The sequence below is a fragment of the Bacillus cereus group sp. MYBK216-1 genome, from assembly GCF_051916495.1.
GTDB lineage: Bacteria > Bacillota > Bacilli > Bacillales > Bacillaceae_G > Bacillus_A > Bacillus_A thuringiensis_K.
Genome location: NZ_JBQAGT010000013.1, coordinates 52,430 through 76,248, shown reverse-complemented (window position 1 = coordinate 76,248; position 23,819 = coordinate 52,430). Strand labels below are relative to the sequence as shown.

The following is a 23,819-nucleotide window of genomic DNA, read 5'->3' as shown; positions in this document are numbered from 1 at the left end:
AATGATTGTCCTTTTCTTGCCATAAAAAAATCCCCTCCAGATAAAACAGTATTGAGTCCATCATATCAGATGGACTCTTTTTTTACTGTCTACCTATAGGGGATAATACCACACAGCGTCCTCTTTTTTAGGTATTTAAATATGTTCCCCATGATCAGTATAAAACATCACTGTATTCGTATGCTGGTGCAGGCGGTCTACCATGGTCAAGAGCAACCACTCCAGTATTTCCATGTGCCTTATTTTCATAACTAGAAACATAATCTGGTCGTTGCGGTGCAGGCGGTCTACCATGATCAGCTTGTGATGTATAAGATTCTGCAAAACTTCCAATAGTTAAAACAGCAGCAAAACTAAAAAATCCTATTAGTACTTTTTTCATTTTAACGCACTTCCCTTCTGAAGTAATTCTTTAGCATCATAAGATATATTAAAGTATTGGCTAGCCTTCTCATGATTACCTTCTTGATAAAGTTTTTTCGCTAAAATTCCAGAGTACTCTTCCATAAATCCATAAAGTTTTTGGGATTCAAAGTAATCTAGTCCATCTGCAATCGTTGTTTCTAGATTCTGTTTATAATTTTCATCGTATTGTGCTCGAAGTATTCGTAAATGATGTGTATATTCAACATCAGCTAATTCAAAGCCTTGAGTCAAAAATTCTTGTGCTTTTTCAATTTCATTTACTTTGAAATGTTCTCGAGCCAGTAAGAATACAGTTTTATGATATGGTTTTTCAGATTTATACACATCCATTAAATGTCGAATTGCAGTTGCGGATATACCTTGTTTTGCATAAAGAAAACCTAAGTTGTATTGAATTAAGGTAATTAGTCGAGTGCAGTTATGTTTTTTAGCCATATCCAAACACTTAACAAAAAGTTCTTCTCCTTGTTCAAACTGACTTAAAGTGACACTTGCTAATCCCAGGATTGTATCACATTCAATTTGATTTATTACATACTCTTCATACTTTTTGTATATGTCTTTTGCTTTCATTACATGCTTAATTGTTAATAAAGGTTGTTGAAGATGGTAATATAGTTCACCAAGTTTATAATTAAATTCAGCTTTTTCAATGTCATTAGGAATATACTCTAAAAGTCGTTCAGCTTCTTCAAATTGCTCCATAGCTTCCATATAGTTAGCGATCATGGTGTTATGCACAGCTTTATAGAAATGGTAGTAGTATTTTAAATACTCATCAATAGTTTTTGTTGTAAGTTTTTCAACTGCATCAAAATCACTACGAGTTACATATGATTTATTTATTAACACTTTATAACTATAATCCAATAGAGAATAATACAATAAGAGATTTTGATCTTGTAGATCTCGGTTTTGTTCGACCATTAAGACACTAATCTTTTCATCAACTTCTTCTTTCATTCTTGTCGCTTTTGTTATTTGCTTAGATAGAATAACTTTATACCATTCATTTAATAGCTTAGTTACTTTTTCATTATTCAGAATTATCATATCACAATCTCCTTTATTTTGTTTATATAAAAACAATCATAACAAAATTTAATTGTAATAAGTTGTAAAAAACAACTTTATAAAAAATATTCATAATATTCTTATATTAATTTATCAGTTGACAAAAAAAATATCGGTAAATCGTTAGATTGTAAAGATGCAATTATTTATATAAAAATCAGTATAACCCCAGTAAGGATATAGTTTTAAGGGGTGGTGTCGAATTATTTTGTAGATTTTTTTATCTGAAAATTGTTTATTTTGATATATTTGTAAGTTAGTATTGGAAGCGTGCTAGAAAATACCGGTAAAATAGCATTATTTTTCAAACGAATGGAAATATAATTTTATTTTCAATTCATCATTTATTAATAAAAAAATTGGGGTCCCCATAACAATTATTAGTCATTTGTTCTAATATTTACTGATTGTTCTAATTTTGTAAAAAGGAAAGGTGATAAAATGCGAGGTTCAAAATTAAAGTCAAAAATAATTATAGGCGTTTTAAGTGCTTCTCTAGTCACTTCACTACTACCAAGTTACAGCTTTGCTCAAACTTCATATGAAAGAAATAAAGTTGCATATGAACAAGGTGATGATTGCAACAAGTGCGAACCACTTTCTGAAGAAAGTTACAACAAACTTATTTCAAATTTCGGAGATCCGATTAATGTCCAAGATACAGACAAAGGTTTTAAACTTGGAATGGAAATTGCTAAATCCGATCTTGAGGAAAAAGCTATTATTACTGAAGCTGGTCTCATCAAAAACTACTACACATCTGCTTCAGAAGCTGGTGTAAGTGAAGAGGCATTTGATAGTTTCGAATCAACTATTGGACAACTTAATGAGATGGTTCAGAAAGGTGAAATCTCTTTCGGAAGCAGCCTACTCGATATCAATTTACCTAGAACAAACCTTTCTACATCCACTAGTCAATTGGATTTTCAATCAGCAGCAACACCAAGGGGTGGGGTTTATAAATTCTCAAACGATCAAACTATTAAACTCCAAAAAATGATATTAGCTGGCGCTGCCATCGCTGCCATTGCTGCTTATTTCGGAGTGCCAGCAATAATAGCGGCATGTTTATCGGCACTTGCAGCTGGTGCTGGACTTTGTAACTGGAATGGTAGAGGTTTCATTCTAATTTACCAATCAGCAACTATTTATTCATGTATCCCGCGATAATAAAAGAAAAAGTGATTCATTACGAATCACTTTTTTTATTATACAAACTAAGCACTCTGAATCAAATCTTTAGCTAGAAACAATTTTGTATACATTAAGAATGCCATTTCCAAAATGGTTCCCTTCTTTATCTACACCATATTTATATAGATATCTAATAGACTCATTAGGTCTATTCTTTAAATTCTGTTTATCAATAATTAGTGCTAAAGCACCTGAAACTTTCGGAGCTGCTACAGAATTACCAAACTGATATACATATTCCCCATTTGGAGCAGTTGTTAAAACATGCTCTCTCTCATACATTTTATTTTTATACCAGACCTCTCCACCATATTGGTTCAGTAATTTATTATCCCCACCTGGTGCTACTATATCAGTAAATCTATTCCCATAGTTAGTAAATACCGAAAGGGTATTATCATTCCCTATAGAAGAGACCGATACAACCCCTGGCAAATCAGCTGGAATATCACGAACCACACCTTTGAAACTAATATCTCCTAAATCGTAAATTTCTAAATGTTTTTTAAAGAAATCATTCATCTGATTTTGATTCCTTACATTCAAACCCTCATTTCCAGCAGCTGCAACCACAACACTTCCTAACCGACTCGCAAATTTAATAGCTCTCTTGTACCCTTCAATTTCAGGAAGATCGGAAGCAATTTTCTTACCGTTTAAAATATATTCTCCCTCTAGAAGATAATCTCCTAAACTCAAATTAATCACATCAGAATTATCTTTCGCAGCTTCTACAATCGCTTTTATTATCCAAATTGTTTCAGCTTCTCTTTCTCCAAACACTCTATATGCTTTAATACCAACGCCTGGTGCTACACCTTTTATCAAACCGTTTGCTGCAACTTGTCCAGCAACCTCTGTTCCGTGTCCTAACAAATCATCTATACGATCTCTTTCTCCATTTTCATTTAACTCCTCTCCCCTAAATCCACCGACTGGAACAAAATTTTTTGATCCATCAAGTACATTATTTTTTAAATCAGGATGTTCAATATCTAAACCACTATCAATAATAGCTACACCAACATTTTTAGTACCTGGAAATATTTTGTAGCTCTCGCCATTATTTGTTACCTTATCCATGTCCCATTGAGTATTTGTTTTATTTTCATCAATAGATGATTGATAGTCAAAACTTGATTTTACTGTTCTTATTGACTTACCATATGTCTTTACAAAAGAACTAACACCAAGTTTCTTCATGCTATTTTCACTAGCTTTTACTTGCAACATTCCAACTTCTTGAATAGAGTAAACAATCTCTATGTTACTTTCCTGTAATATTTTTTGGAAATCTCCATATTCTACCTCGTCTCTCAACAAGATAGTATAAAATTCCGAATCAGTATTAGAGGTAGCAGCATTAATAACATTTATAGGGTAAAAAAACAAAAGAATAAATAACGTATATTTTAATATTTTCACACTCATCCCCCTTATTATAAATAAAACGGCATAACAACAGCTATAATGCACTGTTGTTATGCCTTCAAACCTTATACTAAGACTTACCTACCTGTTTTTTATCCATAATTACTGAGAGTACAAGTACAATCACTAACAAGGTGATGATTTGAATATCATTTCCATCTTTCATAAAAATCGAATAAATAGTATAGATTACTAATAATATTCCGAAAATAATATTTATAATTCTATGCACTAACATACACCCCCTACATAATATGTATATTCCTAATTTTAACATAATTACAACTTTATTAGTTTAATCTGTATCATGATAAATATTAAACTAATAATTCAAATTTGATATCTTTTCACACTATCCCAAAGGTATAAAAATGTACTGCCCTCCTTATCGTAATGTGGTGTTTGGATTTTTTATAAAAATTTGGTACGTGAAATTATATAGATTGAGTTATTCCTTTCTATTTCTTTTAAAATTCTTATAGCATTCTATATAAATCTTATGGTATTATAGAGATAGAAAATTTGTTTCCATTGTTTATACTCTATTGTACGTAGCGTGAAGGACAAACCTTACGCCCTGTTAACTCGGGCGAGGTTTGTCCTTTTTTTACTTTAAGGAGGAATTTACTATGAAAAAAGTCTACAAAATTGGAGCAGTTATCACAACTTTATGCGTTGCATGTATCGCGATCTTTACTTTAACTAAGAATGAATCAGTCAAAACAGAAACTATAACACCAGAAAAAACAATTGTATCTGCTGCAGATGTAAAAGGATTACCTGAAAATATAAAAGATATTTCAAAAGAAGAATTAAAGGAAAAAATACAATCCCATGAAGAGTTCATTGCGTATTACTATCAACCTACCTGTCATTTTTGTAAAAAAGCTGCACCAGATATCAATCGTATGTCAAAAAAGCATGATAGAACCATCTATCGTATTGATATCTCTACACCAGAAAATCAAAGTGCCTTTCAAGAGTTCGACATTCCAGGTACTCCAGTTGTTGTAGCTTATAACAGAGGTGAAGAAGTTGAACGTTTAGAAGGAGCTGTTTCAGCTGCTACCTATGATGGATTCTTTGCAAGACGTAATTCGAGCGCTATCTAGTATAGTGCTCGTTTTTCTTTGTAAGAAAGGAGAATTAACATGCAACAAAACGCCCGTATTCATTCTTTAGACATAATAAGAGGTATCGCCATACTATGTATCCTATTTGCGAATCTACCAACTATGACGGGACTAGATCCCTTTAATCAAGCAGGTTATATTGGTATAGATAAAGTAATCCGCTTTTTAGTAGATTTATTTATACAATCAAAGTTCTATACTATTTTCGCATTCTTATTTGGAGTAGGATTTTATATCTTTATGAAAAATACAGAAGAAAAAGGATATCCTATGTATAAGCTATTTACCCGGAGAATTTGTATTTTACTAGTCTTCGGTTTACTCCACTTCACCTTTCTATGGTATGGAGATATTCTACATGCGTATGCTATAGCCGGATTTATTCTATTGTTCTTTTATAAGAGATCTACTAAATTTATTTTTATAGCTGGTTTTAGTTTCCTACTAGTTAGTTATGGATTACATATTGTTGTATTTTTACGAACAAGTTCTTCTATTCCAGAAGTGCCAAACTACTATCAATATATGTTTACAGGCAACACTACCAATCACACGGTAAATCTATTTACACATTATTCACATCAAGTAAAAGCACGTCTTTTCTTTCTAATGACCCAGGAATTTCAGCAACTACTAATAGGAATTCCGGAATATATAGGGTTATTTTTAATCGGTTTATGGGCTGGCAAGAAAAATATTTTTAAAAGGGTACCAGAATTAATACAGCAAATTAGATTTTTACAGTGGAGTTCGTTATGTATTTCATGTCTTCTCTCTTATCCTATTATCTACTACTTTATAAAAACGAATGTCTATTACTCTCAGGATATACAACTATGGATTCTATTTGGAGGGAAAATAATAGCTATATTCTATATTTGTACCCTACTTAGAGTGTGTGAGAATAAAAAATATATAGAGTGGCTGCAACCCTTTATGAACGTAGGTGAGTTTGCTTTAACGAATTACATTAGCCAAAGTATACTAACTCTTCTCATTCTTTCGTTGTACTTTAAAGATGTCTCACACGTATATTACTGGCAACTATGCATTTTCGGGCTTTTAATTATATTTGTACAAATTTTGTTCAGCAAAATTTGGAGTAAATATTTCCGCTATGGTCCTATTGAGTGGGTATGGAGAAAAGGAATTTACAAGAAATAGCATATTTTTCTCTAGTTACATGCAATTAACTGAAAAAAATGATAAAATATCATATGAAAGATTAAAGATATATTTGTGATTGTAAAATGATGTTATTAAAATTAAAGTGGTTCAGGTTGAAGGAAGACACCTTAGGGTGTCTTTTCTTTTGTACATGGGGCACAAACACCGAAAGTGAAAAATTGCACGCTAAGAGCCTATAACCTTGATGTAATCGAATTTTCGTTATGTCCAGAAACATAAAAGCTATAGCTTAATGTAGACATTTATTTCGAAATGGGTTTATGAACAAAATAATGGCATAAAACGTTGATATAATTGTGTGTTATACCCTGTTCAATAACATAGGATTTTCTGTACAAAACATGACATTATGTCTAAACGTACAATTTTGTACTTTTAGCTACGTGACCCCTATAAGTTCGAAACCAGTAAACTTGCTCTTTTTATTTTTCCCAAATACAGATAAAAACATTAATAATATAGAAGCATTATATATATTCAATATTATGGTAATAACTGATCTACTTCTGGCGTGAACTACCCGCCACTTAACGTCCTAACGAACTGTTTGAAGTGGGGGCTTCTCGGTTAGTCGTTACTTTTGGTAGCTAACGAATTCGTCCTAAGACAGCCGAGCTAACTCCCTTGTTCCAAGGGTTATTTTATTGCTATCTATGCTAACGCCAATAGGTGTATTGCTTCATTTTTGATATTGATAGCTGCGTTATAATCTCTATCGAGATTTACACCGCATATACAAGAATAGACTCGCTCAGACAATGACATATTTTTCACATTTCCACAACTGCTACATGTTTTTGTGGAAGGAAACCATTTGTCTATTTTCACAAGTTGTTTGCCTTGTTCATGTAGTTTATAAGCTAAAAAAGAAGTGAACATACCCCAACCATTGTCAGCGATACTTTTTCCAAAATGAAGTGCTTGCGACATTCCTTTCATATTTAGATCTTCAATAGCTACAACATCAAAATGAGTAGCTAACTCTTTAGACTTATGATGAAGGAAGTTCTTACGTTGGTTTGCTACTTTTTCATGCAGCTTAGCTACACGGATACGTTGTTTATTCCAACGCCCTGAACCTTTTGTACGTCTTGATAATACTCGTTGAGCCTTTGCTAATCGGTCTAACATTTCACGATAGAACTTAGGATAATTGGCTCTCTCATCCTCAGAACTGACGTATAATTGATCCATCGCAAAGTCTAATCCAACAACTGTTTCTACTTCTTTTTGTACGATCTCTTTTTCGTATTCAGTCAAAATGGACACATAGTATTTACCAGTAGGTGTCATAGAAATCGTACATGACTTAATTATATGGCCTTGTGGTATTTCTCTATGCTGTTTGATACGTACCATTTTCAGTTTTGGCAATTTGATATGACTGTTAAGCAACATAATATTTCCGTTCACTACATTCGTTGTATAAGACTTTCTGTCTTTTTTGCTTTTGAATGTTGGGAAGTCATTTTGACCACGAAAGAAATTTTTATAGGCAGTTTGCAAGTGTAGTTGAGCATTTGCCAAAGCTAATGAATCAACTTCTTTTAGCCATTCAAATTCTGCTTTGTATTTTGCAGGAGTGGGAAGCTTTTGTTTCTTTAGTTGATCCTTATCATCTTTATGTTTTTCATACGCTTCTTTCCGTTCAGCTAACATTCTGTTATACACGAAACGTACACAACCGAAGGTTTTACGCATAAGATGTGCTTGGTCTTCTGTTGGATACAAACGGAATTTATATGCTTTATTCTGCTTTGTCATATCATTTCACCTCACTTTTCACTTTGATTTTCAATATATGTTTTTACTACGTCTATTGGCGAACCACCAGTAGTTAGCAAGCAAAAACTTCTTGACCAAAACATCTCTTTCCAAAGTTTCTTTTTCACTTGTGGAAAGTCTCTTTTAATAAGTCGAGAACTTGCACTTTTATAAGCATTGATGAATTTTGTCATTTCTGTATTAGGGTGTGCCTTGAACAAAATATGAACGTGGTCTACATCATGATTCCATTCAACTAATGTGATGTTATAGTTTTCAGATAGTCGAACAAACATATCTTTTGCATAGTCTGACATATCATCATCAAACACATTTCTTCTGTATTTTACGACCAACACAAGGTGATAATACAACAAGAATACTGAATGGTTATTACTATCTAATTTCATTTATATACCAACCTTTATAATTTATAAGACTGATTATATCAGAGGCAAAATAAAAAGGAAAACCTTTTGGCTACGCCAAACCGAAATTCATCTCCCACCTACCGTTGGGCTACGCCCTTCACACGCTTGAGGAAGGAGAATTCTTTCGGGAAATTCGTTAAAAATTAATTGGAATAGAAAAAGCATATTATATAAAATTTTAAGGAAAACTTCAGGTTTAGTAGTAAATACAATTGTAGTATGGAATACTCGATATATAGGATCCGTGCAACAATTACTCTGAACTCGTGGTTATACTATTAATAATGATCATATTACTAGACTTTCACTATTAGATCATAGACATATTAATATAGTAGGACAATATTTATTTATTCTTCCTTAAGATATAACTATATAAATACAGAAAAGGAACCCGGTTCTTTATAGAACGGGTTCCTAATGTCCGCTAATGCTTGTTGAATGATTTTGTTCTATTGTTATACACACCTTATCCTTTTCTTCCGAATAAAAAGAAGAAAAGGATAATAACATGCCCATCTACACACGATATATAGAATATACTGCTCTTTTATCATATCTCTTCTCTTAAATAAGAAATTCTTACTCTCTCAATTAGCTTAAAATATTTAAGTGTAGGAAGTTAATTTAAAATTAGTTTACGATAAAATAAATATGTATACTTAGAGGTTGTTTTATTACTCTTGGGACTAAGTGCTTCTAAATACTCACATATTATAGTCTTTATACTTGTGCTTTATTTTTAGAAGATATCTTTAACATCTTTATTCCTTCTTTTAAAGTAAATGCATCTGTTTTTAATGTTTTCCAACTGTCTTTCGCTGCATTTAGGTTAGGTTTTAAAAATTTAAATTTATTTTGATCTGCCTTTTGGGATGCTTTATCAATATGATTAAGTACTCCTGAATATTGAGAATCTAAATCATGCCATTGTGCTGACATATAGGTAAGAGCATTAATGGCTGATCCAATAGCATCGTGCATTTCATTAATATTATTATACGCAACACCAACTACACGATTTAGCGTTACTTTATAATCTATAGTTTGACGTAATTGTGCTAATAACGGCTCTAACGTACCTAAATTATCTCTTGCTACCCCTATCATTATACCACCAGAAATCCAAGTAGGAGGTGTAGGGACTGATACAGTTATTATTCCATCCGATTCTACTTGTTTAAAATGTCTTATTTGCTCTGAAAGATCATCTAGGCGTTTTTGATCCTCATCTATTCCAGATGCTTGGTTTTTTAAAATAGATTGCAAGATATCTTTATGACCGGCAAATGCTCGGACATCTTCTCCAATATTATCTCTTAACTTAGCTAGTTCTTGTATTAATTTTTTTGTATATACTTGATTTTGTTTAATCTCACCTTGTAAATCTGTAATGCCTTCTTTTAATGTATCTGCATCCCCTTCATTAATTGCTTCTACTAATGTGTCATAATAATTGTCGAATTTAGTATCATACTCTACAATCCCCGTTAGTGTATCTATAAGTTGTTTTTTTATGTGTGAATCCCATTTCGTAGCATGCTCTCTTGCCTTTTTTTGATCTTGTATAATTTGACTAGGCAGATTTTCATATCCTTTAATATCAATTCCTTCAAAGTTAACATCAGGATTATTAATTAACAAATAAGAGTAATCATTCATGGACTTTGCAAATACCCCAGCATCCTGCAAAGCCTTTTTCATCTTTTCGTTGTTTACAGAAAGAGACATATCTTTAGTACTTGTTTGTTCTACTTTATTTTCACTTTCACTTGCAAAAGCAGCTACTGGGGAAACTATAGGCGTTGTTGTCAGTGTGAAAAACGTCGATACAGCAAGTAGTTTACAAGGGATTTTTTTTTTCACCTTAATTCCTCCTAATATTTATTTTCAGTTTGATTTTTCTTGTTTAAAAGCAATGTCTTTTGAAATGAATTCTGCATCCTTATGAATATCATTCCAACTTTGTTTAGCGGCCTTTAAATCGTCCGGTATTAAAGTTAGTTTATGTTCTTGCATTTGATCGATATTATCATATAAATCTTTATAATTTGCTCCCATCGTATTCCATTGTTGCTGAATATTTGTCAGAGACATAATTGCTTGATCCACTGTTTGATACAAGTATGTCAAAGTGTCTTTTGTGCTAGCAAGTGAAATAACTGCTTGTTTAGCACGATCAGCTTTCATACTTAACTCTCCAATTTTATTTGAAATTTCGTTATAGGAGTTCATATGATTAGATGCCTCAACACCAGTTGCTGTTCCTAAACCAATTCCAGCTGCACCAAGAGCCGAAAGGCCACCGACAACAGCCGGTGTTGCTGTACCGCCAGTCACAACAATTAATATCGCTCCTCCAATAGCTCCAATAGCTAAAATGGTCGCGCCTAGCCCACCACCAATTGACCATGCCAACACATCGTCAAAATGTTTTTTCTGAGTAGAAAGGAGTTGCTCAATTTCAGCTTGAAGTTGTGGGATTGTAGCTTGTTGTCCTGCTAATATTGCCGTTAATCCACCTTTCCCATCTGGGCCACCAACATTTTTTTTAAAATCTGTAGAATTTGTATACAGCTTTGATTTGAAGTCCTGTAACACCTTTATGACTTCCGTAACTTCTTTTGAATTTGTACGAATTGTACCGATTAAATCACCTATACCTTCTTTGAGGCCCTCCTTATCTTTCTTTTTTACAGTATCCACTAGTGTATTGTAATAATTTTGAAATTTTTCATCATAATTTACAATATTACGTGCCGTCTTTTGAATGCTTGGTTTCGCTGTATCTAACCAGTAATTTGCATTGATTCGTGACAATTCCTGATTTAGGTGAATGTTTTTGATTAATTCTGCCCCTCCTGAACCTAAATCAATATTTGATAAATTTACATTTGGTTGTTTGATCATTGTTTTTGCGTACAAATCCATTACAAGAATATGAGAGCCGGTTTCAGCCAACGCTTTCTTTAGTCCTTCAGGCCCTAACATATAATTTCCTTTTTTCTGTTCTTGTGCAGTTTGTTCTTGTGCAGTTTGTTCTTGTGCAAGTGCATGAATAGCACTACCATTAGTAGTCGTTATAACCGTTGCTAATGTAGCCAATGTTATGACCTTAAATGGAAATTTCATCATATTAATTATCCTCCCTATTCTTCAATAGATTCTTATAATTATTCTTTATTTTTATAAAATTCATAAAATTAAAACTTATCAACTTGTTCACCAAGGTAACTTGTAATATTTTTTAATCGTCTTAATGTATCTTTTTGAGATGCCTGGTTAGTAGTATCAACATTAGTAGATAAAGTTGTAATACTATTTTTTATTAGATTCAAATCTTCTTTATAGCGTTTCATTAGATCAAGTTCTAAATTCACTTGATCTGCAAATGTATGTAAGTCATTTTGCATAAAAAGAAGCATTGATTTTTGTAAATCTGAAATTGTTAGCTTCTTTGTTAAGTCATATAACTTTTGGTTTTGTTCCACTAAATCATTTAAATGAGCCTGCTGATCTGCCGTTAGTTTGTTAATTCTAGCAAAAGTACTAAGTGTGTTTTTGATTTTTTCAGGATCAACTGCTTTCATAAGGTCATACTCTTTCGTTTCTGCAGCCGCAGCTGCAGCAATTTCACCTTTTTTGCTTTTCTCAATTGCTTCGCGTGCTTCTTTTTTGGCAGCTTCAATCTCTAATTCAGATTTACCCTTTTCTTTTGCTTCTTTCGCGGCTTTCTTCACTGCTTCAACAATGGAGTTGTTTATTTCTTTCCCTTTGTTATACGCTGCTACTGCTGTTTGAGTAGCTGGTTCAATGATATCTTTTGATAGATGATAGACTTCTTGGAATACCTTTAATCCTTGCTCATTTAAAGCTCCTGGTAAAAGCGCTATTCCTTGTAAATTATTTTGAATTAATTTTTTAGTATTCATTAATTCATTTTCAATCTGGTCTATTTTTCTTGTTCCATCTGATACTAGTGCCTCATGCCCTTTTTTTACATTGGTATCAAGATTTTTAATTTTTTTATCAAGCTGTAATTTAAACTCTGTTAATTCATTAATCTGACGTTGCAAGTTTTCTTGGTTCGTAATAGTCATTTCTTGAAGGACTTCTAGTCTATCTACAAATCCTTCTTTATCTTTTTTATTATCCACAAATCCTTTTAATGTTGAATAATAGTTATTAAATTTAGTTACAAATCCTTTACTCTTTGAATTTAATAGAATTAAATTTGGAGAAATCTTCGATGACCATTCTTTCATATCCTGTTTAATTAAGGATTGATTCGTATTTAAAACTGGGATTTCCTCCAATTCTATATTAGGAGTTGTCAAAACTTGATCTATGTGTGCTTGTATTAACTTAGAGTGTACACCTAATTGCTGTAAAGATGGAGAAATATCCGTTCGTTCTTGTTGAGTTTCAGCCTGAAGAACTACAGGAGTTAAGAAAACATTGGTAGAAACAGCTGCCCCAAAAATAAGTGATGTTATTATACAACCTTTAGTGATTTCATTTTTCACTAAATACCCTCCTTCAACTAAATATTACTTGTATTCATATACTCTCATTGTGATTGAGAATATTATTACTTTAAATATATATGGTGCATTTAATATTTGAAATTTAAAATTTTTATTGTATAGTGGCAAAATATATATTGACTAAAATACAACATATTAAAATTTAGTTTTATTGTTCTGATACCTATTATTAAAGACTAATTTTTTCATTGCATCTAACTTGAAAAATATGCTTATGCATAATCTAATACATCTGAATTTCTGGAAAGATTTTTAACAAATCCTTCTTTCTTTTTTGATGGTATAAAAAAACTACTCACCAGCTTTAACAGTCCGAGAGATTGTTAAATGGTGAGTAGTTCAGGCAGTTTTCTAAAGGGTATATTTTAGTATTTCTATTATTTTATTAGTTTTGGGATTTTGAATGTGATCGTACATCTCCAATCCTTCTTTCCACGCTTAAAACATTCTTTTTTAATCTCGATAGATGTTGAGATATAGTCGACTGTGGTATTTCTAGAGTTTGTGTTAACTGCGTTACGTTTAACAAATCATTGCTAATTTACTCATTAACAATTTTAATAAGTACTGGGTGCCGAATTACTTACGCCTTTTCGAGTTAACTCGTCAAAAGTAACACTATTATCAAAAAGGTCGGATGGATTGTTAGGTAGTTCAGCACTTACCGTATAAAATATTTGCTTATACGCCCCTACTATCACTTTTTTCTCTCCATTTGCAACCGAATTAAAATCAATGTTTAAATTGTTATTAAGATATTTAGCGTTAACATTAAGAGCACTTGCGATTTGTGATTTACTATAAACCATAGATTCCGTATACTGCATTCTTGCAGGTAACGTATGTGCTGTGGAATACTTTTCATTCCAAGTAGATACTAAATCGTCTACTGCTCCAGCTACATTACCATATGTCGAATTTTGGACAGTGATTGTATTTTCTTTTCTCATGCCCGGTAAGTCTATACTAATATTCAAAGGCTTTCTCTTAGCCATTAATAAACTTGGTTGATTGTCTGCAAAAGCTTTATTTGCAAGTTGTACAGCTCCTGGATACGTGCGATTCACTACAGAATCAATAATTGAAATATCGACTGGTGCCGTTGTAAGTGATTTTTTCTCGCGTTCTACCACTACAAATTTACCATTTGAATTGATACTTTCTTTCGGAACAAAACTCTCTACTTTATCACCATTTACAGCTAAAACCTCTTGATTATTATATTTAAGATTTGCTATACCATTATCAATCCCACTAGCATTTTTTGTTGCATCAGGTACATTATCTGTTTGTGTTTCCGCGAAAGAAATAGATGAATAATTAATAGTGCATAGAATAACCAATAAACATGTTAGGGATTTTATTCTTTCGTTATTTTTGTCAATTTTCAAAAAACAACTCATTCTTTTTCTGGATTATGATGTAATACTTATTTATAAATAAGTGCTAACTAATAAACTTACATAAATGCTTTTAAAAGTTCTTGAACTAATGGAATTACTCCACCTACAAATTTTAAAACTGCCATTGCGATTTCCATATTATTTCCTCCTTTTTTTAATATTAAGATGTGGTAAATTCTTATACTTTCATTTTTAGGTGGTATTTTATTTTGTTCGCTTGATAGCTAATTGAACTAATCAGCATTTAGCATCCTAACGGACTGTTTGAAGTGGGAAATTCCTATGTAAAGATAGGATATCCACGTAGTTCCTTAAGGTTAGGAAATGAAATTCTTTATTTCTTAGATTCAGTCCTACATTAATATTGGGTATACTGTAGTATTTCTACTATTTTATTAGCTTTTGAATTTCGAATGTGATAGTATACCTCTACCCCCCTTCTTTCCGCGCGTAAGACGTTTCCTTTTAATTTAGACAGATGTTGAGATGTAGTCGATTGTGGTGTACCTAGAATTTCTATTAACTCTGTTACGTTTAATGTTATATTCTTGGTTAACTCAATAATAATCTTTAGACGTACTGGGTGCGCCAGTGCTTTTAATAGTTCAATGTCTTCTTCGGTAACTTGATTTTGTACATTTTCACACGAAAATTTCTTCATAACTTATCCTCGCTTCCAATTTTCATTTTTACTAAATGAATATAACTTTTATGGAATGTAGTTATATTAGAATTTTTTGTTTCTCATATTATAATAGCCTTATCGTATAACAGTAATCTGTATTTTGAGTGAAGTTAAAATTTATTTATTATGAAGTTTGTGTATATGATTTTTCTGCATTGGTAGTACATAGGATCCCGCCACATACCCATCAACCTAAGATTAAGTAAAAGTTGATCTGGGATCACCATATCAACTAGATTTTTTCTGTTTTCTAAAGAGTTTATATCAGCTTTCTAAAAATTTGCATACTAAATAAACCCTAACGGATTTCATTTTTTTAATTAAGCTACATGATTGCGAGTAACGAAATAATTGTACACGACACCCAATATATCAAAGACTGTTTTCTTCTCATATTGATGAGATTTTTGTCCATTTTATGCAAGAAATTGAACAAACTAAGGAAGATCTTTGATAGTTTCTAGGTGTTTTGTTGTAGAGATTGATATATAAGTAGGTAGTAATCTTTAATGATATAGAACGCTTTATATTCACTTAGTTCTCGTTTCTTTTTCACGATGAGTAAGTGACGCATTTGAAACATAGTGGAGCAACAAAGAAGTATACTAATTAACTGCCCATATAAATGACACACTAGCCGTTCTAATTTTACAGAATTACAATGATGAATACGAAAAACTGATTTCCATGTTTTAAATATCAATTGTCGGGTAAAAGACTGGCGCGGTATCAGTTGTAATCCGTTTCCAGCCTCTCCCCATAAGAACTGCTCGTGAGGTTTTCCCTCAAGCAGCTCACCCCATAAACTTCATCAAAAGGGTTATGAGACCTATCAAATGGCAGACACTTTCATCGGAAACTCTCTGCACTTTTCAGGGGAAGGACTTTCCAGTCCCAGTAAAGCCCCAGTACACCATAGAGATATTCGTTACTCCATCTCTGCCATCCGATGCTACGCTTTCGTCGTCGTTTCCTTCTCGTTAACAGTGTGCGAATTTTCATTTCCGTATAATCACGTACTTCACTGAAAGCTTGACTAGAGTTCCCAACCCGGAAGTAGTTCATCCATCCAGTCAGTACGGCATTGATTTGTTTTATTAAGTCTTGTGCTGGCTTCGCTCCTGCGTTTTGAATGAGTTCGCGAATTTTTGCTTTCACTGTCGTGCGAGCTTTCTTCTTCGGGATCATGAAAACGAAGAATCCATTCTTATTTCGGTTTGGTATTCGTCTCAGGTCAAATCCTAAAAATCCGAAGGATTCTCCTTTTAGGACATTGACCATCTGAGTCTTCTCCAGATTCAGTTCAACTCCCAAAGGCTTTAACTGTTCCCACAGTCGTCGTAATGCCAGTTCAGCCCATCCACTTTTACTGGAGAGTGTCCGCTTACAGCGATAACTATATCGTCGGCAAAACGGTGATAGTTTACAGCTTCGTAATTGCCCTTAGCTGTTTTGCGTCGAATGGTATCAAATGTCCAATCCACTTCATTGAGGTAAATGTTCGCGGCTAGTGGAGAAAATGGCCCCCTTGCGGGACACCGATCTTTCCTGTTGCCTTAATTACCTGTTTTACAAGATGCATAACCTGTGGGTCTTGGACACGTTTCGCGATTTTCTCCAATAATATGTTGTGTCGGATTGTATCAAAGTAGCGTGACAAATCAACATCAATTATTATAGTCATACGGCGCAATATACTGCGTCGTACTTCTGCCAATGCCTGATGTGGAGAGCGTTTCGGCCGAAACCCATACGAATTTGGACAGAAATCAGCTTCAAAAATTACTTCTAATATGAGTTTTAGCGCTCCTTGTACTACACGATCTCGTATACACGGAATTTGGAGAGTTCGCATTTTTCCGTTTGCCTTTTGGATTTCTACTTTTCGATTGGCTTGTGGTCGGTATATTCCAGCTTGCAATTCCTCTTGAATACCCGTTAAGAATGGGATAACTCCTTCTAGTTCTATATCAGCAAAACTTTTTCCATCAATGCCTGGAGCACCGTTGTTTTCCCTCGCCTGTTGGTATGCTTCGTGAAGGGTTGTCATTTTGGTAATGTGGGTAAATAGCCCCCAAAACCGGTGCGTAGGTTCAGACTTCGCCTTTCGATAGATTCGTTGCCTTAGTTCCTGCAAAGTGATGGGTGTTTTTGTCATGGCACCCTTGCCTCCTTTAGTCATACGAAATGTTTACAGGTTCGGACCCTTTCCTCCCCGCGTTTTTTGCTGCACGCAGATCTCTGGTACTACGATCCGTTCCGCCACCCTGACACCTACCGTTCTCACTTCCCGATCGCGGTTATAGAGACGGTCTCCTCGATGAGATTTCTTCATCGGGTGTCGAGGGCTTCTCCAGTTTCCACATTATCTTTCTCTCCATGTCGCCGCTGATACCCCGCCGGTGAGAACTGCCGTTCCAGACTCGTTTCGGTCAGTTCTTGTTGCTTTCGCACGTTATCGACCGTCTCAGCCACCGGAATTGCGTGTAACGAGGCTACATCTACGTTCACTGTACGTTACAACCTGGAGATTTGCCCACATGCCTTTTGCATGTGATGTCAGAGGGCTTCGCCATGTCGCTTTCACTTCATGGCGCCTCTCAGGCTACGGGAGTGGAGTCTATTCTCTCGATTGGACTTTCACCAACTAGATAATGTGTCCTTATCTGGACACGCCAATTTGCCATCTTAAGGAGTAAAAATCATATACTTATTCCTTTGATAGATATTCCGAAGGGATATTCGTAATGTAAAGGTTAATTGCACTAAGCCGCTTACTGCGTTTTTTATAGGTGATTTGTTTCTTATGTTCTTTAGATGCTAAATCTTTTTGTCTACGCTTCATTTGTGTTTCAGTTAATTTATATAAGATAAGTCTTGCAGGAAGTTTTTGATACATTCCGAATAAATCTCAGGAATCTCATATGTTTTACCAGACTGTAATGGTTGAAGAAATGCTAGGCAAGTATATCCATAATTTTTATCATTGTGTTTTCCCGATCCTACATTAACATGTAGAAACTTACCACTACCTCCTGAACCTTGATATGTAGAAATAAATTTATCTGGAACCTGAAAGTGTGTAGAATCCAATACACGAATCCCACGAAAATAGTTTGTATACGATGTTGGAATTTTGCTAGATAAACAAAATTGTTGATGAAGTAAAGAGGTTAATATTTGTTTTAACAACTGTATAGCTTGAGAATTAAAGCGTTGATTGAGTCCTTCTGGACTCATAGAAATACCTGTGTTAGCTTCTAATCGACTACATAGTTGTGTCAATGAAGTATTTGCTATGCTTTCGCCTAACCACACACATAATGCTACTAAATCTTGTGCTCGATATTTACTTTTCCGTTGAACAAATCCTATCTCTTTAGCAAACAATTCTAGTTCATCAAAAGTTGATAAGTTCATATCAAAAACGCCATCCTTTCCTATGATTCTACAGAAAGAATAGTATTTTTTAAATTTTATGGAGAATTTTTGCTATACATTAAATAACGTGAATCATATTTTTCTTTGTATTCAAAGCCCATTTTTACTGCCAATATTTATTGCGAAGCTATATACTATAAGGTTACTTATGTTTTTTATGTATTCAACTATATATATTTCGGTACGTGAAATTATATAAATTTAATTGTTGAATTCTTTTTATAGAAAGGATATTAGTCCCCACCACAAAACGTTTGTATGCCCTCTTTAGATATTCTATGCAGGATAGTCCCCTTTAATCAAAATGGATATACCGGCATTGATTAAAGGGGACGCTTATTATTGCATATTTATTCGGTCAGAGTTCTATACAATTTTCACTTTCTTATTTGAACAGAATTATATATATCTAACTCTTGCAGTAAGTATGTTTGGAGCTGATCAATTAAACATTGGATACTTTCTGGACTCAGAACAATATTTCCATTTGCAAATGAAATATTTCTTTGTGAAATATCACCTGTGATGAGACATGTATTATAATGTGTATATTTCTGTAGAATAATCTTATCGCCTTCAACAAATATCTCGATTGAATCCTTTCCCATAATTCCTAAAGTCTGTCTTAGCTCCTTTGGGATGACAATACGTCCTAATCGATCTATTTTACGAGTAACTCCTATTAATTTCATAGTAAACCACCTTTTATTTATCTTATTTTAATAAAAAATTACAATAAGTGATAATATCATTTATGTTTCGAGAATACTTCAAAATACTAGTTTGATTACAGATTTTGCGATACGGGAAAGCCCATATCGGGCTTTAGTCCACCTTTAGGCACGGGATGAAAGGATCGCTTTTTCATAGAAAACAGTTGTTTTTTTGGTTATACTGAAACTATAAACAAGTACATGTCTTTAAAACGACATTGTGTTCCTTGAAAACAAGATATCATATGGAGTTCGGTAGCCGAATTCATACTATTGGTAAAATGATATGTGTCATCAAGAACAAGACGCTAAAACATCTACACGAACCCGTACGGTATGGTGATAGTAACGTAGCTCACGAACCTATACGGTCTGTCGTGAGAATGGTGATGGCACACCGCAATCTTGCACGTCAGCGATCTCAGAAATAGACTTCGCCTTAGGTAGCAAGAATCCCAATGACGTTAGTCAGCTTGCTCCTTTAAGGGTGGGAGTGCAATATGTATTACTAATCTATATAGGTATTGAAATTCTCATCTAAATATTATCTATATGAAACTATCGTTTTTTCTAAGTAAATTACATAAGTGCCATCTCAATAAGCAATCAAGAGATGAGATTCTAAAGAATATCTTTTCTTTTTAATAAAAAAAGGCCCCCAAACGGGGCGCTCAATATAAATATAAAAAATGAATTAAAAGAAAAAACAGACTTACATAGTTCACTATAAATCAACCATTATTATCCTTAATAACAAGAAAATTCAAAACAAAATTGAATCGAGTGGTAAGGATTCATTAAACTTTAAAATCGTAATATATTTATGCAAAATAACATGCATGTGATATTACATAAACACCTCCCTTCTTCTAAAAACTAAGAGTTTCTCATAAATACTTTTTTATTAATACGTAAACGTAATTGTCGCTAGCGAATAACCTGCCATTGCATTATATGGTGTCACTTTATAAGAAACTCCCTTAGCTCCTTTTGGCCAAGTAATTTCATTTAATACTTTTTTTAGGTCTTGCATTGTCATATCCATAGACTGTTTATATCGTACTTCTACTTTTTCTGGTTTTAAAGCAAATTGCTTCTGGAGTTTTTGCTTTAATTCGCTATAATTTTCTGCCCCATATTGTGCAGAAAGATATACTAAATTTGTATCTTTTAACATTTGTTGATATACCTTAGAATTTGAACTACCTACATTTATCTTATTTGTTAATTCATTGTAGTAATTCGTAGTGGCTTTTGGATATTTACCATTATCCCATTTATGGTCTTTGCTTATCTGCTCGTCAGACATATTAAAGTATGAGTATGTTACGCGTCCAGCCTTATCTGGAACTGGATCATCAAATGTAGTATCAAGATGATACCATTTATTTTCAATCTTTACTAAGTTCCATGCATGAGCTTGTCCATTCCCTGTACCTGTTACAATATGATTTTGAATACCTGCCTCTTTTAACAATTCATACGTTAATAATGCATATCCTTGGCAAACGGCAGAACGATTCGCTAACGCTTCATATGCTGTATACGCTTGATAAGACGTATCATAAGACACATGCTTTACAACGTAATCGTGAATAGCTTTTACTTTCTCATGCTCATCCATTCCTGGTTTTACAATAGATCCAACAATTACTTTCGCCTGTTTTTTTACATATTGAGTTTGTTCTTTTGATTCACGGTATTTCACTTGCAGTGTAAACGTATAGTTCCCTGGCATTCCTTTAATAGAATATCTAGTAGACGCTACATTATATTTTACATACTCATCAGCATCTACAATTTTATTAAACTCACCATACAATTGATCCATAATATTTCTAGCATTACTATCTTTTGTTTTATATGTGATTGTAATATTTCCCTCTCGATTATCAATCTGTTTTTTTATTTCTTTTCTAAAAGATTCTAATAATTTAGCATCCGACTGCACTATTTCTGCATTGGCTGATGAAGCTGCGTACGATACAGACGGAACTTGTAAGCCACCCAGTGCAATTGTTGAACAAATTGCCATAGCTGTGACACATTTATTTACTTTTTTCATCTCTTCACTCCTAATATTCTTATAATATACAAGGAAGGAAAACAAAATGTTTTTAGAAGGATAACAGGACTAAAAAATACAAATTCTATAGTGGGATATTATAAATACATTGTTTAGCTTTTTGAAAAATTGTTAGTATGCCTCCAATTGAAATCTCACTTTATATGTTGTACTGCTCTTTTTTGCAGTTAGATAAAGTAAATTCCCTATATTAGCATTTATAGGAAGTGAATCCATCTTATATTCAAACATACCATTTGGTTGAATATTTGAGATATTGTTATATTGTAATTTTTTACCTAAATAAATTCCGCCATTGGGATACCAAAAAGATGGCTTTTGAAGGTTCCAATATTTATATTGATAGTCATCATAATTGTCTATACCAAAATAGGGATATTTATATTCAAATGCTATTTTATCATTTGTAAAAACTACTGAACCATCTTTTTTCCCTTTTACATGTAATCTATTATCATATTTTGGAGAATACATATTGGGTTTAAAGAAAGTTAACCAGTCCCAACGATCAGTCCATGGCGCATCAATAAGCCTATATTCAGTTTCATAATTATCTTTACTCGTAAATACTTTAATATTATACCTTTTTCCTGTTAAAACAGGATTTCCACTAGTGTCAATCAGGATGTTAGAATATTGATTATTCTGTTGTGTATCTGCAAATGCTTTATCATTAATAAATAATGATACAAATAAAATAAAACTTAATAATAAATAGTATGTTTTTCTCATATTTCCTGTACTCCTTATACAATCACTACTATTAATTCAACTTAATAACATACGAATAATCTTTCTGTTTATTATATGGATTGCAGGAATTGTACATTATTATATATTTAGCTTATTTGATTATAGTAGGCGCCTCTTAACTACCCCAATATACATCCCCACTCTATGAAAAGCATAAGTTTTCTATCTGTTTAACAAATGAACTACCCATGATTTTTTCCATATATACACTTCTCAGTTAAAATTAGTCAAATTAATAAATTACTACCTTTTAATAGGCTTAATGCATATGTATGCAATCTCTTCTACTGAATCCCCAGCATATATACCGTATACACAAATTCTATTATCTCCAATTTCAAATTCTGTTCAACAGTACTAACTTTCAATTCAAAGCCCAAGCGGTTTGCACTACTCTAGCTTATGCTAAAATGATTTTTCAAACATCATCCCCCACATTAAAATGCTATAATCTTAAAACTTCACCCTTCAGTTATAAACTATTTTCCTATACCTGTTAGATATATTTTACTATTTATCTATCCTCAAATCTTTACAGAAAGGTAACAATATATTCTTTTGCTATTTATCCCTTTGAACTCTCTAACCTTTAACGCCCTAACAGAATGTTCGAAGTGAAAGATTACTAAATACAGAAATTAAGATTATCCCCCTATTTCCTATGATTAGTGGCCAAATTACTTCGTGGTTAAACTTCAATCCTCCATTAACATCCTTATCGTGATGTTTCCTACGGGAAGGGTATTGCTACTCACAAAGTTTAAAATTTTAATGTTTTTATATTGGGACCTCATCTCTATATAGCTAAGAAAACAAAATACCCCTCTAAAATAAAAAATACGCTATTCTTTCTGTAGAATCCTAGGAAAGAATGGCGTTTTGTACGTCTATCTCTATATCTGATGAATTGCAACTATTTGCTCAAAAGATTCAAGCCTTTTTATCTAAAGGTATCTTACAGGATATTGCTAGAGATGTTTGTTTCGTGCAACCAATCAGTAAATACTAAGCAAAAGATTTAGTCGTTTTATGTATAAAGACCAAATGTCGCTACAACATCTTTAGCTCAGTTATCTAGCCGTTTTGAAGTGGCTTAATTAAAAAAAAGAAAATCCATTAGAGTTTATTTTGCATACAAATTTTTTAATAGTTTACTCTGATCCCCTATAAAGATTTATATTTTTAATTTCTCTAAATAGGGTTTCCAAGCAATTCTCTCCTAATTATTATAGTTGAACTTTAATTTCTTCCATAAATAAAAATTATATAAATTTTCAAAATATATGTCTATTCATATTTTTTCATGAAAAAGGGCGAAATATGAATATCCTATGTATGAGAAACCAATTAAAATATACTTGTCAATAGGTAATTAAATCGAATTAATTATCGGAATTTTAGATTTTTTACCTGGCAAATGACAACTTTTTAATATTCTAGGAACGACTATAATTGGAGGTGAATAAAATGGGATACATGCTTTCAGGATTGTCTCCAAAAAATGGAGATCAAAAATTAACAACAACTGAACTAAAGGAAGCTAAACAAAA

16 protein-coding genes and 6 pseudogenes are annotated in these 23,819 nt (G+C 32.9%); 5 read left to right on the top strand and 17 right to left on the bottom strand.

Annotation, left to right across the window (positions count from 1 at the left end; translation table 11 throughout):
• Nucleotides 1–154 precede the first annotated feature (154 nt).
• Complete coding sequence (locus tag ACTFRH_RS27320) at nucleotides 155–382, bottom strand: hypothetical protein (RefSeq protein ID WP_440048871.1); 228 nt, start codon at nucleotides 380–382, stop codon at nucleotides 155–157.
• Nucleotides 379–1,479: an aspartate phosphatase gene (locus ACTFRH_RS27315; protein ID WP_440048870.1), complete on the bottom strand. Its 1,101-nt coding sequence runs from the start codon at nucleotides 1,477–1,479 to the stop codon at nucleotides 379–381. Before ACTFRH_RS27315 ends, ACTFRH_RS27320 begins: the two co-directional genes overlap by 4 nt.
• Nucleotides 1,480–1,941: 462 nt before the next feature.
• Between ACTFRH_RS27315 and ACTFRH_RS27310 the strand changes: the two genes are divergently transcribed.
• Nucleotides 1,942–2,670 carry a hypothetical protein gene (locus ACTFRH_RS27310; RefSeq protein WP_340935354.1) on the top strand — a complete coding sequence of 243 codons (729 nt, stop codon included), beginning with the start codon at nucleotides 1,942–1,944 and terminating at the stop codon, nucleotides 2,668–2,670.
• Between the two features lie 69 nt (nucleotides 2,671–2,739).
• Here the strand turns inward: ACTFRH_RS27310 and ACTFRH_RS27305 are convergent, their stop codons facing one another.
• Nucleotides 2,740–4,125 carry a S8 family peptidase gene (locus tag ACTFRH_RS27305; RefSeq protein WP_440048869.1) on the bottom strand — a complete coding sequence of 462 codons (1,386 nt, stop codon included), beginning with the start codon at nucleotides 4,123–4,125 and terminating at the stop codon, nucleotides 2,740–2,742.
• Nucleotides 4,126–4,754: 629 nt separating this feature from the next.
• On the opposite strand from ACTFRH_RS27305, the gene ACTFRH_RS27300 reads away from it, so the two are divergent.
• Nucleotides 4,755–5,237 carry a thioredoxin family protein gene (locus tag ACTFRH_RS27300; protein ID WP_440048868.1) on the top strand — a complete coding sequence of 161 codons (483 nt, stop codon included), beginning with the start codon at nucleotides 4,755–4,757 and terminating at the stop codon, nucleotides 5,235–5,237.
• A 39-nt stretch (nucleotides 5,238–5,276) separates the two neighbouring features.
• Nucleotides 5,277–6,422: a DUF418 domain-containing protein gene (locus tag ACTFRH_RS27295; protein ID WP_440048867.1), complete on the top strand. Its 1,146-nt coding sequence runs from the start codon at nucleotides 5,277–5,279 to the stop codon at nucleotides 6,420–6,422.
• 675 nt (nucleotides 6,423–7,097) lie between these two features.
• On the opposite strand, the gene ACTFRH_RS27290 is transcribed toward ACTFRH_RS27295, so the two are convergent.
• Together ACTFRH_RS27290 and tnpA are read right to left on the bottom strand one after the other, a co-directional pair.
• Entirely contained in the window at nucleotides 7,098–8,210 is a 1,113-nt protein-coding gene (locus ACTFRH_RS27290) for an RNA-guided endonuclease TnpB family protein (protein WP_440048866.1), read from the bottom strand.
• Between the two features lie 11 nt (nucleotides 8,211–8,221).
• Nucleotides 8,222–8,620: an IS200/IS605-like element ISBth16 family transposase gene (tnpA, locus tag ACTFRH_RS27285; RefSeq protein ID WP_000762752.1), complete on the bottom strand. Its 399-nt coding sequence runs from the start codon at nucleotides 8,618–8,620 to the stop codon at nucleotides 8,222–8,224.
• A 214-nt stretch (nucleotides 8,621–8,834) separates the two neighbouring features.
• Between tnpA and ACTFRH_RS27280 the strand changes: the two are divergent.
• Nucleotides 8,835–9,002 (top strand): annotated as a pseudogene (locus ACTFRH_RS27280) (Tn3 family transposase); the annotation flags it as partial.
• A 362-nt stretch (nucleotides 9,003–9,364) separates the two neighbouring features.
• On the opposite strand, the gene hblA reads toward ACTFRH_RS27280, so the two are convergent.
• The 12 genes and pseudogenes from hblA to ACTFRH_RS27220 all read right to left on the bottom strand — a co-directional run bounded on the left by hblA (nucleotide 9,365) and on the right by ACTFRH_RS27220 (nucleotide 22,248).
• Nucleotides 9,365–10,507, bottom strand: a complete 1,143-nt coding sequence (gene hblA, locus ACTFRH_RS27275; protein WP_216475733.1) for a hemolysin BL binding component B — start codon at nucleotides 10,505–10,507, stop codon at nucleotides 9,365–9,367.
• Between the two features lie 24 nt (nucleotides 10,508–10,531).
• On the bottom strand, nucleotides 10,532–11,776 hold the full coding sequence (gene hblD / locus ACTFRH_RS27270; RefSeq protein WP_440048865.1) for a hemolysin BL lytic component L1: 1,245 nt from the start codon (nucleotides 11,774–11,776) through the stop codon (nucleotides 10,532–10,534).
• Between the two features lie 68 nt (nucleotides 11,777–11,844).
• A complete protein-coding gene (locus tag ACTFRH_RS27265) occupies nucleotides 11,845–13,167 on the bottom strand; it encodes an HBL/NHE enterotoxin family protein (RefSeq protein ID WP_216475731.1) in 1,323 nt (440 codons plus the stop codon).
• Nucleotides 13,168–13,573: 406 nt separating this feature from the next.
• Nucleotides 13,574–13,717: an ArsR family transcriptional regulator gene (locus ACTFRH_RS27260; RefSeq protein WP_216475730.1), complete on the bottom strand. Its 144-nt coding sequence runs from the start codon at nucleotides 13,715–13,717 to the stop codon at nucleotides 13,574–13,576.
• Between the two features lie 40 nt (nucleotides 13,718–13,757).
• A pseudogene (locus tag ACTFRH_RS27255) lies at nucleotides 13,758–14,591 on the bottom strand (thiol-activated cytolysin family protein); the annotation flags it as partial.
• 358 nt (nucleotides 14,592–14,949) lie between these two features.
• Complete coding sequence (locus tag ACTFRH_RS27250) at nucleotides 14,950–15,252, bottom strand: ArsR/SmtB family transcription factor (RefSeq protein WP_216475728.1); 303 nt, start codon at nucleotides 15,250–15,252, stop codon at nucleotides 14,950–14,952.
• A gap of 344 nt (nucleotides 15,253–15,596) precedes the next feature.
• Nucleotides 15,597–15,982 (bottom strand): annotated as a pseudogene (locus tag ACTFRH_RS27245) (IS4 family transposase); the annotation flags it as partial.
• Between the two features lie 143 nt (nucleotides 15,983–16,125).
• Nucleotides 16,126–17,434: pseudogene (gene ltrA, locus ACTFRH_RS27240) on the bottom strand (group II intron reverse transcriptase/maturase).
• 555 nt (nucleotides 17,435–17,989) lie between these two features.
• Nucleotides 17,990–18,696, bottom strand: a pseudogene (locus tag ACTFRH_RS27235) (IS4 family transposase); the annotation flags it as partial.
• A 398-nt stretch (nucleotides 18,697–19,094) separates the two neighbouring features.
• Nucleotides 19,095–19,409, bottom strand: coding sequence for an AbrB/MazE/SpoVT family DNA-binding domain-containing protein (locus tag ACTFRH_RS27230; protein ID WP_216475726.1), 315 nt, complete (start codon nucleotides 19,407–19,409; stop codon nucleotides 19,095–19,097).
• A 925-nt stretch (nucleotides 19,410–20,334) separates the two neighbouring features.
• Nucleotides 20,335–21,495, bottom strand: a complete 1,161-nt coding sequence (locus tag ACTFRH_RS27225; RefSeq protein ID WP_216475724.1) for a transglutaminase domain-containing protein — start codon at nucleotides 21,493–21,495, stop codon at nucleotides 20,335–20,337.
• Between the two features lie 132 nt (nucleotides 21,496–21,627).
• The gene (locus ACTFRH_RS27220) at nucleotides 21,628–22,248 is read right to left on the bottom strand and encodes a hypothetical protein (RefSeq protein WP_216475723.1); all 621 of its coding nucleotides are present in this window, start codon (nucleotides 22,246–22,248) and stop codon (nucleotides 21,628–21,630) included.
• A gap of 892 nt (nucleotides 22,249–23,140) precedes the next feature.
• On the opposite strand from ACTFRH_RS27220, the pseudogene ACTFRH_RS27215 reads away from it, so the two are divergent.
• Nucleotides 23,141–23,363 (top strand): annotated as a pseudogene (locus ACTFRH_RS27215) (IS4 family transposase); the annotation flags it as partial.
• Between the last annotated feature and the right edge of the window lie 456 nt (nucleotides 23,364–23,819).